17 protein-coding genes are annotated in these 14,561 nt (G+C 46.7%); 12 read left to right on the forward strand and 5 right to left on the reverse strand.

Annotated elements, in window-relative coordinates; all coding sequences use genetic code 11:
• The first annotated feature begins 276 nt into the window (after positions 1-276).
• The 12 genes from KUA48_RS04275 (at position 277) to KUA48_RS04330 (ending at position 10,726) form a co-directional block, all read left to right on the forward strand.
• On the forward strand, positions 277-597 hold the full coding sequence (locus tag KUA48_RS04275) for a nucleotidyltransferase domain-containing protein (protein WP_218433079.1): 321 nt from the start codon (positions 277-279) through the stop codon (positions 595-597).
• A 338-nt stretch (positions 598-935) separates the two neighbouring features.
• Complete coding sequence (locus KUA48_RS04280; RefSeq protein WP_118081782.1) at positions 936-1,121, forward strand: type II toxin-antitoxin system HicA family toxin; 186 nt, start codon at positions 936-938, stop codon at positions 1,119-1,121.
• Positions 1,122-1,214: 93 nt separating this feature from the next.
• Entirely contained in the window at positions 1,215-1,613 is a 399-nt protein-coding gene (locus KUA48_RS04285; protein WP_118152131.1) for a pilus assembly protein HicB, read from the forward strand.
• A 43-nt stretch (positions 1,614-1,656) separates the two neighbouring features.
• Entirely contained in the window at positions 1,657-1,842 is a 186-nt protein-coding gene (locus KUA48_RS04290) for a DUF5053 domain-containing protein (RefSeq protein ID WP_371833703.1), read from the forward strand.
• A gap of 155 nt (positions 1,843-1,997) precedes the next feature.
• The gene (locus tag KUA48_RS04295; protein WP_118152065.1) at positions 1,998-2,435 is read left to right on the forward strand and encodes a hypothetical protein; all 438 of its coding nucleotides are present in this window, start codon (positions 1,998-2,000) and stop codon (positions 2,433-2,435) included.
• A 232-nt stretch (positions 2,436-2,667) separates the two neighbouring features.
• A complete protein-coding gene (locus tag KUA48_RS04300) occupies positions 2,668-2,823 on the forward strand; it encodes a hypothetical protein (RefSeq protein ID WP_022120246.1) in 156 nt (51 codons plus the stop codon).
• Positions 2,805-3,200 (forward strand): hypothetical protein, encoded by a 396-nt coding sequence (locus tag KUA48_RS04305; protein ID WP_153087894.1) that lies wholly within the window; start codon positions 2,805-2,807, stop codon positions 3,198-3,200. Before KUA48_RS04300 ends, KUA48_RS04305 begins: the two co-directional genes overlap by 19 nt.
• Positions 3,201-3,481: 281 nt before the next feature.
• Entirely contained in the window at positions 3,482-6,067 is a 2,586-nt protein-coding gene (locus KUA48_RS04310) for a hypothetical protein (RefSeq protein WP_218433081.1), read from the forward strand.
• 14 nt (positions 6,068-6,081) lie between these two features.
• Positions 6,082-6,642: a DUF5675 family protein gene (locus KUA48_RS04315; protein WP_218433082.1), complete on the forward strand. Its 561-nt coding sequence runs from the start codon at positions 6,082-6,084 to the stop codon at positions 6,640-6,642.
• Between the two features lie 182 nt (positions 6,643-6,824).
• A complete protein-coding gene (locus KUA48_RS04320; RefSeq protein WP_264958551.1) occupies positions 6,825-8,048 on the forward strand; it encodes a transposase in 1,224 nt (407 codons plus the stop codon).
• Between the two features lie 67 nt (positions 8,049-8,115).
• On the forward strand, positions 8,116-9,066 hold the full coding sequence (locus tag KUA48_RS04325) for a phage antirepressor KilAC domain-containing protein (protein ID WP_256624521.1): 951 nt from the start codon (positions 8,116-8,118) through the stop codon (positions 9,064-9,066).
• Between the two features lie 301 nt (positions 9,067-9,367).
• The gene (locus KUA48_RS04330) at positions 9,368-10,726 is read left to right on the forward strand and encodes an MATE family efflux transporter (RefSeq protein WP_218433758.1); all 1,359 of its coding nucleotides are present in this window, start codon (positions 9,368-9,370) and stop codon (positions 10,724-10,726) included.
• Positions 10,727-10,877: 151 nt separating this feature from the next.
• Here the strand turns inward: KUA48_RS04330 and KUA48_RS04335 are convergent, their stop codons facing one another.
• The 5 genes from KUA48_RS04335 to nusB all read right to left on the reverse strand — a co-directional run bounded on the left by KUA48_RS04335 (position 10,878) and on the right by nusB (position 14,379).
• Positions 10,878-11,327, reverse strand: a complete 450-nt coding sequence (locus tag KUA48_RS04335; protein ID WP_022121573.1) for a DUF5606 domain-containing protein — start codon at positions 11,325-11,327, stop codon at positions 10,878-10,880.
• Between the two features lie 11 nt (positions 11,328-11,338).
• The gene (gene coaE, locus KUA48_RS04340) at positions 11,339-11,911 is read right to left on the reverse strand and encodes a dephospho-CoA kinase (RefSeq protein WP_218433760.1); all 573 of its coding nucleotides are present in this window, start codon (positions 11,909-11,911) and stop codon (positions 11,339-11,341) included.
• A 40-nt stretch (positions 11,912-11,951) separates the two neighbouring features.
• Positions 11,952-12,932 carry a CdaR family protein gene (locus tag KUA48_RS04345; protein WP_218433761.1) on the reverse strand — a complete coding sequence of 327 codons (981 nt, stop codon included), beginning with the start codon at positions 12,930-12,932 and terminating at the stop codon, positions 11,952-11,954.
• Positions 12,925-13,239 (reverse strand): preprotein translocase subunit YajC, encoded by a 315-nt coding sequence (yajC, locus tag KUA48_RS04350; RefSeq protein WP_117587171.1) that lies wholly within the window; start codon positions 13,237-13,239, stop codon positions 12,925-12,927. The genes KUA48_RS04345 and yajC overlap by 8 nt, the downstream gene beginning before the upstream one ends.
• Positions 13,240-13,317: 78 nt before the next feature.
• Positions 13,318-14,379 carry a transcription antitermination factor NusB gene (gene nusB / locus KUA48_RS04355; protein WP_218433762.1) on the reverse strand — a complete coding sequence of 354 codons (1,062 nt, stop codon included), beginning with the start codon at positions 14,377-14,379 and terminating at the stop codon, positions 13,318-13,320.
• Positions 14,380-14,561: the final 182 nt, after the last annotated feature.

Here is a 14,561-nt window from a genome sequence, read left to right on the forward strand (position 1 = left end):
AGCAACAAATCGATTGAAGAAAAACTTTCCTTCATCAATACACACGATATGAGTATTTGACATATAATTCATAATCCTATATACTTTTCTGCAAAAGTAATAAAAAAAATTGGAACCCAATACTTCTTCCGCATTTTTATTTTCCTCACAAAAAAACAAAAGGCATTTAATCATAAGAATCATAGGTATTTCTCCCTTACAATACAGAAAGTTACGTTAATATTTGGCTCTATAAATATTTTGCTATATCTTTGCATCACCATTGATTTCATTAACATGCAGAAAGAACAAAAATATATATTGGCGGCTATCCGTGAATGCCTGGCGAAAAACTTGCCGGCTAGCGGGAAGGCGATACTTTTCGGCTCGCAAGCCAGAGGTACCGCCAGGGAGGATAGTGACTGGGATATCCTTATCATATTGGATAAGAAGAAACTCATGGCTGACGATTATGACAACATCACCTACCCACTGACCGAACTCGGATGGGAACTGGGCGAGGAAATCAACCCCGTGATGTATACCGCCCAGGAATGGGAAAAGTATAGGAATACACCCTTCGTCAGGAACGTAGAAAAGGAAGGGGTAAAAATATGAATATAAAGGAGTAATTACAAATGATACCGCTTCATTAGCGTGGTTACAGGTATCGCTTTTCACGTGGTTGGCGATACTTGTTTAAGGAGTGATAGTCACGTGGTCATAAAATGACATGAACCGTGACGCTGACATCGGGTTTTACGTTGTCAAGCCATAACCAAAAGTACTCAATTATCGCTTTCTTCTCTTACGCGATAGATGTTTTTTGCCCCCAAATGTTAAAGTTTAGTTAACATAGCGGAAAAGCTACCTAAATATTTGGTATTTTGTAGCTTTTTAGCTACCTTTGCAGTGTCATTCAGACAAAGAGTTCTTTTACATGTTTAATTACAACAATGAAACACAATCAATTGTACAATGAGTTGACTAAAGCGGGATGCTTTATCACTCGACATGGTGCCGAGCACGATGAATGGTTCAATCCCAAGAATGGGATGAAAATCAGAATTCCAAGACATGGTAGCCATGAGGTTAAGACAGGGTTGCTTAGACGCATTAAAAAGACGTTGCTCGGACAATAGTCCGGGCAACTGCCCTTAACCTTGCAATTGAGCGTGTTGCGTGATGGACATGTGGAGAACTCTTTTTATGGGAATTTTAAACAAATAAGATATATGGCAAAGAATGTAGTGCTGATTTTAGAATATGGTAATGGCGGGTACTCTTGTTACAATGATGAGCCATTGGGTAATTATGGTGTCATAGATGGCGATGGTGCGACCGCTGAGGAAGCCAAGGCCGACTTCATGAAGGCTCTTCAGGAATGTAGGGATGATGACCCTAACAACAAGGCCTTGCAAGACTTGACGTTTACATATAAGTACGACGTGCAAGCTTTCTTCAAGGAGTTCTCCTTTCTCAACGCTACCGAGATTGCCAGACGTGCAGGCATCAACCCATCGCTCATGCGCCAGTATGTAAGTGGAGTCAAGACCGCTGGAGAGAAAACATACCAACGACTCAACGCCTGTATGGACAATATTAAAGCGGATTTACAAGCAGCCGTCTTTTGATGGTTGTGTTTTCATAAAGTAATTAAATGAACTCTTTAAGCCCCTGGTGCGTGACGCATCGGGGGCTTTTTGTGCCCAAATGTTGTCAGCATCATGGCTTTATCACAAACTCGACGGCATCGATGGAAATGGTGGAGTGGGAAGTTTCACCGAAGAAGAGAAGAATATGCTCCGTGGAGCACTATGCGAGGTTTCAAACCGCATACGTGCTGCTACAGACAGAATTTGAACAAAATCTCTTTTCTTGCATCATTTAGCCTTTTTCCATCGGTCAAACATACCACGAACGCACAAATTTCGTTAAAATCCGTGAGTCTTATAACACTCACTTCCTATTTGGTTATATGACTTTTTTTTATAACCTTTGCAGCAAATTTTAACGCTATGCCAAAAAAGATGAACATAACCCAAAAGGACCTAGACCGTGTTAAGAAAAGGTGCCTAGAAAGCTTAGGAGACTTCTTAAGCGAGTTGTGTCGTGACAAATTGATGGGTCCCACTAGCGTTGAAAAGATTTTCAGTTTCGATCACACTACATTTAAACGGATATGTGAAAAGGATCAAACCATAACTGTTAAAACGATGGCTAGGACGATGGGAATCATAGCAAGTTTCCTCAATGGACTTAAGGAAACATGTGACAAGGAACTGAAAAATCTCCAGGAAGATGATAAAATGAAGTTAAGTCTGAAAAGGAAAAAGATTGATGTGTTGAATAAAAAGAGAGTGAAATGCACGGAAGCCATGGAAAAATACAAGAAGACTTTCGGTATTATAGCAATCAGCTTCTTGGAACTAATCGGACAAAACGATGAATTTTAATCATTAAATAAGAAATAACCGGTCAAGATGCTAACATCAGAAGCCTAGTATTAACATAAAAAATCAACAACAAAAAGAATGTAAACACAACCTTACCCGCCCCCACACCTTACGATAGTAGGCGCTCGGCAGCCTCCAGCGGCTTACGCTAAAAACGTTAGCGCAAACACACGCCCTCTGCTAAAATGAGGAGGAAACAATTTAATAATCAACATAAAAACAACAAAAGAAGATGAAACTTTTTTTCTATAGAAAATTTATTCGCTTCGTAATAAAGCACTTTACCATCGTTATCAACAATACCATACAGATGAATGGTGGACAATATATCGAACACATGAACAACTATCAGGGAAAGGAGGATGAGAAATGTCTGGACAAAGAATGATCATCATGAACGCTGGTAGCTCGTACTTCGAGCATGTGGAGAACTATTATGGCAGCAATGCCTGTGAGCAAAACTCATGCAGAAATGCTGAGATGCCGGCTGAGCTGAAAACGGAAAAGGCTCAGAGGATAAAGAACAACCTGATAGAGATAGGCTTGGTAACCGAAAATTTCATGCCATCAGGACTGTCTTCATCCGAAGCTGCCATCCTTGCCAACCAGATAGGTACAGAGTTGAAAATCGATAATATATGGAGCGTATTCGGCAATTATTGGGGTCCTAATCCGAACTCGATGAGAGCCGCCTACAACCGAGGAATGGATCAGAAGAAAACGATTCCCTTCCTCGAAAAAGTGATGCCTGCTATCAGAGGTTAATCTGGCAGGTAGTACTAGTACGCGTACATAGTACGTACTAGGTAGAAGCGAGAAATTTGCCTTACCTTTGCCCCCGGAATTCAGAACCAATGCGGTCTGAGTTTCGGGGGCTTTTGTGTATCTGCACATCAACCATGGTGGGAGCCCCCAATCTTCTAAATTATTTAAAATGATGGAAGTGAAAGCGTATGTGTTCAGTCCTCCTCCTTACAGACGGCTGAGAGTGGTGAAAACGGAAGAGGGGATTACCCCACAAACCAATCTTTTATTAACGAAATAACATGACAGAAACACAACATGTAATAGCACTGAACCCTTATCGCAAGGGCAATAAGGGGAAGGTGTTTTCCAACAGTATGGCGGTGTATGACAAGGTGATTGCATCGCCGGAAATCAGGAAGATGATTCAGCAGATCAGGGGCGAACTGCCTATCCCGAAGATGAATGTCAACGATGCAGAGGCGGTGAAGAAGGCGCAGGACAGGCTGAAGAGCGAACTGCCTTTCTTCTGTCCCCACTACGGCATTTTCAAGAACAATGTGCGCAGACAGGAGAATGCACAGCCCGAGAGCTTCATGTTCCAGACTATCATCGACGTGGATGACAGGGAGTATGTAGACAAGGCTATCGAGAAGGCAAGGGAGCTGAACTGCTCTGACAGCATCTGGAACGGCTCGCTGCTGCACCTCTGCTACAGTGCCCGGAAGAAGCTGCACATCGGTATCAGACTGCCGGTGGGAATGACCATCGAGGAGACGCAGAAGGCGTATTGCGAGGCGCTGGGGGTGCCGTATGACGAGAGCTGCATCACACCCGAGAGAATGATTTATCTCACCGATAAGGACTCGGAAATCTACAGGTCGAAAATGTGGTGCGCCGTGCTGAGCGAGAAGGAGATTCTGATGCGAAGGCAGGCGTATCTGGACCGCGGACTGACCATGGACGGAAGAGGGAAAGTTAATAGTTTACAGTTAAAAGTTAATGACAATGGTAAGAATAATGAAAATAATAGACTATCGGGCAACGACGGCAATACTGCTGTTTCTGCTGGCTCTGCTGTTCAGCCTGCCCAACCTGGTAATAGCCATGGTGCTGATGCTCCTCATATCGGGCATTCTGGAGGCAATCAGGATGCTGGCGGACTGGGAGCCAGGGAGAAGAATCTGATTGCGTTTGACCTCTTTACGCAGGCTGCCGGACTCGGGGGTATGGAGATTGATACCGTGGGGTCGAGACACTCTTCGCTGCTCGCTATCATGAGCGCCGGTGCTTCGAGGGTGATGGAGGAAGAGGAACTGATGAAGGTGGTGAGGGTGAAAATGCCGAGCTACTATCAGGAGAACGACTGCCATCAGCTGATTCATGACTTCTATGCGAAATATGCTGACAATACGAAGCCGATGTCGAGGGAAGTGATGAGGGTGAATGCGCTGGCAGAGCAGAAGGCGAATGAAGTGAAGAGTGAAGAACGAAGAGTGAATAATTCGAATGCTGTGACTAATTATATTGTTCAAAGTTCGAATCTCAAAGTTCAAAGTACCGAGGAGGATTATCCTGACCCGCCGGAGATGCCGAAGAAACTGCCGAAGCTGGTGGAGCTGCTGATATCGAGGACGCCGGAAGTTTATAAGCCGGCTGTGGCGCACGCTATCTTCCCACCGCTGGCTACGCATCTCTGGAAGACGAGGTTCCGGTATATTGACAACGTGGAGCACGAGGCGAGACTGATGACGCTGCTGCTTGCGGGTACCGGAGCGGGTAAGAGCAGCGTGAACAGGCCTATCGATTTCATTATGGAGGATATCAGGCTGAGGGATGCTGAAAACCTGAAGCGCGAAAAGGCGTGGAAGGATGAGATGCTGCGCAAGGGTGCCAACAAGGATAAGCGCAAGAGACCTGAAAACCTGATTATCCAGGAGATTGATGCGGATATGACAAACCCGGCTTTCGTGATGAGAACGGCCGAAGCGCAGGAACATTTCCTCTATACTTCGCTCAATGAGCTAGACCAGTTTGATGCGCTCAAGGGCAGCGGAAGTCAGCAGTTCCGCATCATGTGTCTGGCAGCAGACCCAGGTAATAAATACGGACAAACTCGCGTGGGAACGATGAGTGTAACGGAGCGTGTTACCATCCGGTTCAACTGGAATGCATCTACCACCATCCAGAAGGGTCAGCGTTACTTCTCTAAGGTTCTTACCGATGGTCCTATCAGCCGTATCAACTTCTGTACCATCCCCGAAAGGGAAATCGGCGAAGATATGCCTGTTTACGGAACTTATGATGAATCGTACCGTGAGGCGCTACGACCTTACATCGAAAATCTGAACAAAGTAACGGGCCTGATTGAGTGTAAGGAGGCGTTTCAGCTTGCCCTCAAACTGAAGGATGAGAATGCTGAGTTTGCCCGGCTGTCGCAGGACAGGACGTTTGAGAATCTCTCGTTCCGTGCCAACGTCATCGCTTACCTGAAGGCGTGTGTGCTGTATGTAGCCAATGGTTGCAAGTGGGAGCCGGAGATTGACGAGTTTATCCGCTGGAGCGAGCAGTATGACCTGTACTGCAAGATGCGGTTCTTCGGCGACATGATTGCGAAGGAGAACTATACGGCGCAGAGGAGTTCGAAGCGTGGGCCTCAGAATCTTTTACAGATACTGCCCGATAGCTTTACGGCTGCGCAGTTGCTTGCCATCCGGCTGGAGCATGGTTTGGATGCGAAGGGTACCGATATGATGATCAGGCAGTGGCTGCACCGGAATTACATCAGGCGGGCGTATCAGTATACGGGCAAGCGTGACAGTTGTGACAGTTGTGACAGTTTTGAGAAGCTTAAGTACCGCCACGACTGTATGGTTATTAAATCTTAAATTTATTTTTACTTATGCAGATAGTTTTAAAACGTATAGCGAAGAAGAAGACCTACACGATAGGTCGCCTTTACATCCTGAAGGATGAGGATGTGAAGAAGCGCACGATTGAGAGTGTGAACAAGTGCAGGGGGCTGAAGACGGTGTGCGAGGTGCCCCAGGAGAAGCTGAATGCGGACTCGTATTTCTGTGATACGCTGGAGCCGTGCTGGCGCAACCTTCTGGGTGTGGAGCTAAGTCCTGCCGAGGAGAATGTGCGGTTGGGGCGTGTATCGGGCAAGAAGGCGCAGAAGATGAAGGGCAAGACGGCGATACCTGAGGGCACTTATCCGCTGGTGATCAGCAAGTCGCCGAGTTTTAAGATGTGGTTGCCGCTGCTGTTGGGTGTCCCCAATTTTAAGGGCATCCGCATCCATGCCGGCAATTATCCCGATGATACGCAGGGCTGCATCCTGGTGGGTGAAAACCGTGTGAAGGGCATGGTTGTGAACTCCCGCATCTGGCTCCACCGCCTCATCAATGCCATTACCGCTGCGAGAGACAGGGATGAGAGCATTTGGATTACCATTGGGTAGTGAGTAGTGATTAGTGTTTAATTTTAATACCATTTTTAACACAATACTGCGTTAAATTAATATTTAATCGTCTGTAAATCAATAACTTATATTAAGAAATTCTTATGAAAACTTAACTATAAAAAGTTGGTCAAGTCGCTGATTTTCAGTAACTTTGCAAATCACGACAAACGCAAAATTATATGAATACAGGACTTGACCAATATATGGATATCTTTAAAGATGCAGTTGAAGATTCGGCTGCAAAGTTAACAAAAAGTTTCGAGAAAATACTCATCGAGGTGATAATTTTGTTCATGGTAATACCAAGAAAGATAAATTTCACCCAAATGGGGAGGTATGGCTCGCATGTTGAGCAAACCTATCGCAACGCATTCGGCTTAAAAAAGTCGAAAAGCATTGACTGGCTCAAACTTAATGTCTCACTTGCCAAGCGCTTCTTTGGTAAACAGGGAAGATGGGCTATTGCCATTGATCCCAGCTACATCAGCAAAGCTGGCAAGAAGACTCCACATATCGGTCGTTTTTGGTCGGGATGTGCACAGTCTGTTAAACATGGTCTCGAAATCATGGGTATTGGCCTCATTGATATTGATGCCAAAGACTGCATGATGTTAAAAGCACACCAGTCGCTAAGTAATAAAGAACTGAGTCTTAGAAACAAGACTATGGTAGATTTCTATATCAGCGTCATTAAGCGTTACCGCAAGGAACTTCTTAAACTCTCAACCCTCATAGTTGCAGATGCTTACTTCTCTACAAGTACATTTGTTAATGGGATAAAGAAAGAAGGGTTCTCTTTGATAAGCCGCTTTCGTGACAATGCTTGTCTCTTTTATGTCTATGCTGGTCCACGTACTGGAAAACGTGGTCGCCCAAAGACCAAGGATGGCAAGATTGATATGAAGAATCTTGACCTCACTCGAATGGAGAAGATGGAGATGAAAGATATAGAAGGAACAGCTTATACTTTGATAGCCTATTCCAAGGCACTCAGGTGTAAAGTTAGACTTGTCATCTGGCAGATGCCGAATGGCAAGAAGAAACTATTCTTCTCTACAGACACCTCACTTTCGGGTGAAGAAGTACTTCTTTATTATAGAACCAGGTTCCAGATCGAATTTTGCTTTCGTGACGCCAAAGGCTATACTGGTCTTATGGACTGCCAGGCTCGCGATAAGTGGAAACTCGATTTTGCTTTCAATGCTTCGTTCACATCACTAAATGTTGCCAAGGTAACTATGAAGGAGATGGGAATGAAATATTCTATGTCTTCATTCAAGTCACTGATGACCAACATTTATCTGGTGAAACGAATTTTTAAAGCAAGCGGGTACACCCCGAACCGAACTTTAATTAGCAAGATTTTCAAAGATCTCTCGTGCTTACAGCGTATAGCTGCTTAGCACATTATTGAATTATTAACGAACTATTGTTAACATGAAAACAGAAGAAAATACAAAAAAGGAAGAAATGAAGAATGAAAAGACAGCGGGTAATGCTGTCGTGTTCGAAAACCCTGAATTCGGTAAGATTCGCACCTTAACCGATGAAGATGGAGAACCCTTGTTCTGTGCGAAAGATGTCTGTGATGTGCTGGGGTATAAAAACCAGCGTGATGCCATCCAGCGACATGTTGATGACCCTTGCGTCGTGAAACACGACGTATGGGTAGTGACTGGCAAAAAGAAGGATGGAGCTGCAGCAAATCGCTGGTGTCAGATGACTTTCGTTAACGAGAGCGGATTCTATGCTTTGGTGCTCGGGTCCAAGCTTCCAACGGCGGTGAAGTTCAAAAACTGGGTTACTTCCGAGGTGCTGCCACAGATTCGCAAGACGGGCGGTTATATTCCGGTAAAGCAGGGCGAGAGTGATGAGGAGACGATTCGGCATGCTGAAGAGATTCTCAGAGCTACACTCAAGGAGAAGGAGAATCTGCTGAAAAACCAGCAAGTGCAGATTGATCAGCAGAAGAAACTCATCGGAGAACAGGATACGGAGATTCGTCGGCTGAACGGTGTGGTAGACGAACAGGTGGTTTGCATCGCCAAGAACGGTGAGAACATCATCCAGTTGGAGAATCAGGTGGATCATCTTCTGCCGAAGGCGCTCTACACCGACAATGTGCTCAACTCTGTTTCCTGCTATACCACCACGCAGATAGCGAAGGAGCTGAGTATCACGGCACAGGAGTTGAACCGCCAGCTCTGTGCCCTTCATATCCAGTACTACCAGAGCGGCCAGTATCTGCTCTATGCTGATTATGCCCACATGGGCCTGGCGAAGAGCCGCACCCGCTACTCTACCCTCCCCGACCCTCACTGCGATGGGGCACAGGAGAAACTGGGCACCGCCTACACCCACACCTACCTCGTATGGACAGAAAGAGGAAGGAAGTTCATACATTTAAAGGTAAAAGGGTAAAAAGGTAAAAAAGTAAAAAGAGCCTAGCGGGGGTAAGCTAGGCTCTTTTTTCCTTTTTTAGGGGGACCAGCGATGGAATCGCTGGGAACGGGGACAGGAGGGAGAAAAGCCTCTTCCTGCCTATTCCTGCCCCTTTCTGCCCCTTTGCGCCCCTTTGCGCCCCTTTGCGCCCCGTTCCCAGCGATTCCATCGCTGGTCCTCAAAAAAAAGGGGAGAAAAATTTGGTAGTTAGTGAATAAAGCCGTAACTTTGCATGCTCTTAAGCAGAATAAAGGAAATAGATTAGTAATTAAAAGCAAATATGAATAATCATACGACATCAATAACAACAAACAAGAAACATCACTACCGGGAACTGCTGGCTATCGGCATTCCTATCATCATAGGACAGCTGGGTACCATCATCCTGGGATTTGCTGATACGCTGATGATAGGCCATCACAGTACACCCGAACTGGCGGCTGCCGGACTGGTGAACAATATCTTCGGTCTCGTTTTCGTATCCTATATGGGATTCACCTACGGACTCACTCCTATCATCGGACGGCTCTACGGCGAGGAACGGACCGACTGCATCGGACAGAAAGTGCGCAATGCCTTCTGTGCCAACATGCTGACGGGCATCATCTTCACCCTCGCCCTCGTTGTGCTCTACCTGAATCTGGGGCGCATCGGACAGCCTGAAGAGCTGCTCTCGCTCATCCGCCCTTACTTTCTGGTAAACCTCGCCTCGGTGCTCTTCATGGGCATCTTCTTCACGATGAAGCAATTTCTCGACGGACTCGGACAGACCAAGGTGGCGATGTGGGCGATGATTGGCGGCAACATAATCAATATCCTGGGCAACTGGGTACTGATTTACGGTGTGGCGGGTTTCCCGGAACTGGGTTTGCTGGGAGCCGGTATTTCGACGCTGGTGAGCCGCATTCTGATGGCGCTGGCGATGGTGTGCATGCTGATGACGGGCAAGAATCTTGGGGAATACAGACGCGATATTCTGCACAGTTCTCTGACCAAGGCTGACTTCAGGGAGATGAACCGGTTGGGCTGGCCTGTGGCGCTGCAGCTGGGCATGGAATCGGCTGCCTTCACGCTGAGTTGTGTGATGGTGGGCTGGCTGGGAACCATTCCGCTGGCGGCTCATCAGGTGATGATTACCCTCTCGCAGCTCTTCTATCTCGTGCTTTCGGGCATGGCGGCTGCGCTGGCTATCCGCGTGAGCCATTTTATGGGGCAGAAGGACTACGGGGCAGTTCGCCGCAATGCCTACGACGGGTTCCGGCTGAACCTGCTGTTCTCGCTGTGTATGGGTTTGCCGGTGTTCCTGCTTCGCCATCAGATAGGTGGCTGGTTTAATGATAATGTGGAGGTGCAGGCGTATGTGGCTACGCTGATTATCCTGTTGATGATATATCAGTTTGGCGACGGACTGCAGTATACCTTTGCCAATGCGCTGCGTGGCATCGCCTGTGTGAAGCCGATGGTGCTCTATGCCTTCATTGCCTATTTCGTCATCTCCTTGCCGCTGGGCTACACCCTGGGTTTCCCTTGCGGCTTGGGCATTCTGGGCATCTGGATTGCCTTCCCGTTTGGTCTGACCATAGCGGGAGAAATGTATCGCAGAAGATTTGAGAAGGAACTGAAGAAGATTGAGAAATAAGAATCAGGCACGGATTTATAGACTGAAGGAAAAAAACAGGCACGGATTACACGGATTACACGGGTTTATAGAGACATGCTCGAAATGAGTTATTATCTCGAAAAAAATCCGTGTAATCCGTGAAATCCGTGCCTAAAAAATCTGACGGAATTTACTCAGCAACCTGCTCAGCACGATCATCTACGTTCTCACCCTCTGTAGGAGCGAGAGTAGCCTTGAAATCGGTGATGCCGTACTTAGCAAGAATGTTGTACCACTGGAGGAGCTTCTTGATATCGCTGTCGTGAACACGGTCGCGATCGTAGTTTGGAAGAACCTCAGCAAAATAAGCGTGGAGCTCAGCAACAGGCGCCTTCTTGTAGTTGAAAGTGCTAGGCTTGCCCTCTTCCTTCTTGCTTACGCTGTCGAGCACTTCCCAGAGTGGCACCTCATCAGCGTCTGTATACATAGCGATGTCACCAAGGCTTGTTACGCGGTCGGTAGCGAAAGCTGGAATACGCTTGTGAGTCTCATCGAGTGTTTCTACGATGAGGTTTCTGTTACCTCTTGATACCAATTTATAAAGGCCTGGTTTGCCTGCAATTGAAAGGATTGTTTCCATTGTCTTTTCTATTATTCTTTATTATTAATGATATCCAATAATTTTCTTACCTGTGCTTCGATATCCTGCTCGCCATCGTTCACGATTTCGAAATCGGAGCGGGCTGCAAGCTCTTCCTGCGGCATGACGGCATCTATCCACTGCTGCGCCTTCTCAGCCGGGATATGGTCGCGCTGCATGATGCGCTGGATGCGGACCGGAACGGGAGCCGTTACGCAGACCACGAAATCGAGGTGGATACGGCGGTAGAAACCGCTATCGAAAAGGATGGCACTCTCCATCCACTCATAGCTGCTCTGCTCGAAATCGCGCGCCACAGCCGGATGAACCACATCGTTGACAGCCTGCTTGTTAGCCTCGCCAGCCAGCAGAAACTGAGCCAGCACGGGCTTCTGCAAAACGCCCTCTGCACTGTAAACCTGATTGCCCACCAGCTTCTTCAAGCCAGCCTGCAAGCGGGCATCGGTGCGCATGAGCCGCTTAGCCTCATCATCACAGTCGTAAACCCTGATGCCCTGTTTCTCTAATATCCGGCACACATAGCTCTTTCCGCTACCTATACCGCCCGTTATCGCTATCTTCATCACGATGAATTATTAACTGTAAATTATAAATTACTAATCATCATTGCTGTTCCAGCAGATAATCTACCATTTCCAGTTCGAGATGCGCCTTGCTCACCGAGCGCGGCACGCTGCGCAACTGGAGTTGGCACTTGTCAGAAGGGTTGTTAACCAGATCGTTATAATCTACTACCACCTTAAACTGGCTCGGTTTGATGGTTCTGAAGAGGCTGGCTCCGATGGTGAATCTTACCGCCACTTTAGATGGAAAGGTACGGAGCACCATGTTATCAGGCATGTTGATGGCCGTAACAGGCACATCGACCGACTCTTCGGTAAGCACATCAGGATATACCGCCAGACGCACCATCTGAGGCACAATCTTCATGCCACGTATCTTCTTGATAGGTACGCTGCGATGAATGGTATCCTGCAGGTTGCGCATGTTGAACGGCTCGATTTCTACCGATTGCAACTCATCGAGCTGCTTCTTGTTGGCATAAACCGTAACCATAGACGGCAGAAATTCGGTATGCGCCAGATAATAGCTCTTGCTGGTTGTAATCTTACCTCTGAACACCACAGGCACTCGCTTGGAAGAGCCGTAGGTGAAGAAGAAATCGAATTTTGCCGGCTTAATGGAGAGCAGTTTGGTAGAGCCATAGAGCTGGGATGCCACCTGTTTCTGCACATCAGCCATCGGAATCTGTCCCGTTCCCGTTTCTTCGTCGGCATAATTGGCAAACCGGAATGTGAGCGGATGAATCTTGCCTCCGTAAGCATAGGTAACGAGTGTGAATCCCTTATCGCGCACCGTAATATGCACGGTATCAGTGAGTTCGCCGGTTATCACCGCATTGCGGGGCACGCCCGTTAACTGCACAGGAATATTGAATTCTCTCTCTGTAGTCTCATTGAGCGTCATCATCAGCCAGAAGATGCCGCTGAGAGCGAGAAAGAACAAAAAAATCAGAAACTCCTTATTCAGACCACTGAACAGGAAGTTTCTGACAGCTTTTAATATGCTCTTGATACTACGCATTAGGTGTCTGACTAGCTGCATCAGCAAACACGTAGCCCTTAGCTACAGTGATTACCACGCCACGAGCTATCTCAACATCAACGGTATTAGCCTCGAGGTTAACACGCTTAACTGTGCCGTAAACACCGCCGCCTGTAACCACCTTGGTACCCTCTGCCAAAGCATTCTGGAACTTGCGGATTTCCTTCTGCTTCTTCTGCTGAGGACGGATCATAAAGAACCACATGATAGCGAAGATAGCTACCATCATGATGAGAAAACTCATGCTGCTACCACCGGCAGCTGCTTGCAATACTAAATTTGTCATGTCGTTAAAAGTATTATCTATTATTATTTATGTTCTACATATAAAAAAGGTGTGACCAGCAAGAAAGGCCTCCGTTATTTACTCACCCTCGCCCGGAGCGCGATGAATGCGCGGACGACGGCCGGCTGGGTGCTGGTTGTCTGGGCGCTGTTTGCCGGCATGTTCGCCGTGCTGTGCGTGCTGCTTGCGCTCAGGCATCTCCTTCTGGATGAGGTTGCGGCTGATGAGCTCGCGGCAGATGTTGTCGATCATACCGTTAACATAACCGCCGCTTCGAGGAGTGCTGTATGCCTTGGCAAGTTCTACATACTCGTTGATAGTGACGGTAGCCGGGATGCCAGGGAAGTTCATAACCTCAGCGATGGCAATCTGCATGATAATTACATCCATATAGGCAAGACGTGAGAAATCCCAGTTGCGCAAAGCCTCGCTCATATAGCGCTGGTAGGTATCGCAGTTGAGGATGGTAGCACGGAAGAGCTTGCGTGCAAACTCTCTGTCTTCAGCATCCTTGTATTCTGGCAGCAATTCCTGCTTGGCCTTAGCATTCGGGTTGAAACGCTTGATAGTCTTCAATACGAAAGTATCTATGATATCCTTGTCATCATTCCAGTAGAGGCTCTTCTCCTCAAGGAATGCATCAAGATCTTCATTATTCTGAATGAACAGCTTGTAGATGCGGCGCCATACCTCGCGGTCGCGGCTGTACTCGTCGAGATCGGCGAGTTCCTCATCAATAGCACCGCTGATATAATCAGCATAGAGATCGCTAGACGTAATCGCAGTATACAGTTTGCGCACCATTTCGATATCCTCATCCCAGTTGGAATGCTTTACATCTATCCATTCGAGCAGCATCTTGTTCTCTTCGAGCTGCAGAGCGAACTTATTGAATGCGAAACGTGGTGAAGGTTCCTGCTCACCCTCTCTCTTGGCACGAGCTACATCTACATCGTAGCGCTTGCGTGCCTCCTGGGTGATGGCAACGATGAGCTGCAACATGTAGTTGTACAAATCGTATGACTTGGAGAGACTAAACATCAGCTCCTTCTCAGCGTTATCCATGTTATGATCGCTGTTTTGATAGTATGCGTAGGTTAACTGCACAATCTTACGTCTTATCAAATCCCTATTAATCATTCTCTAATGTTTTTAAAAGATTCATTTATTAAATTACCTAATACGCTTGCAAAAATACACATTAAATAGGTAATAGACAAGAAAACGGGCAAAAATTTCAGTTTATTTAAGCAAAAAATTGTATTTTCAATATTTTTTCTGCATGTAGAACATGTTTTTCGGCAAAAAGTTTGCTCATTCCA

Source organism: Segatella copri, from assembly GCF_019249795.2.
Classification (GTDB): Bacteria; Bacteroidota; Bacteroidia; order Bacteroidales; family Bacteroidaceae; genus Prevotella; species Prevotella copri_B.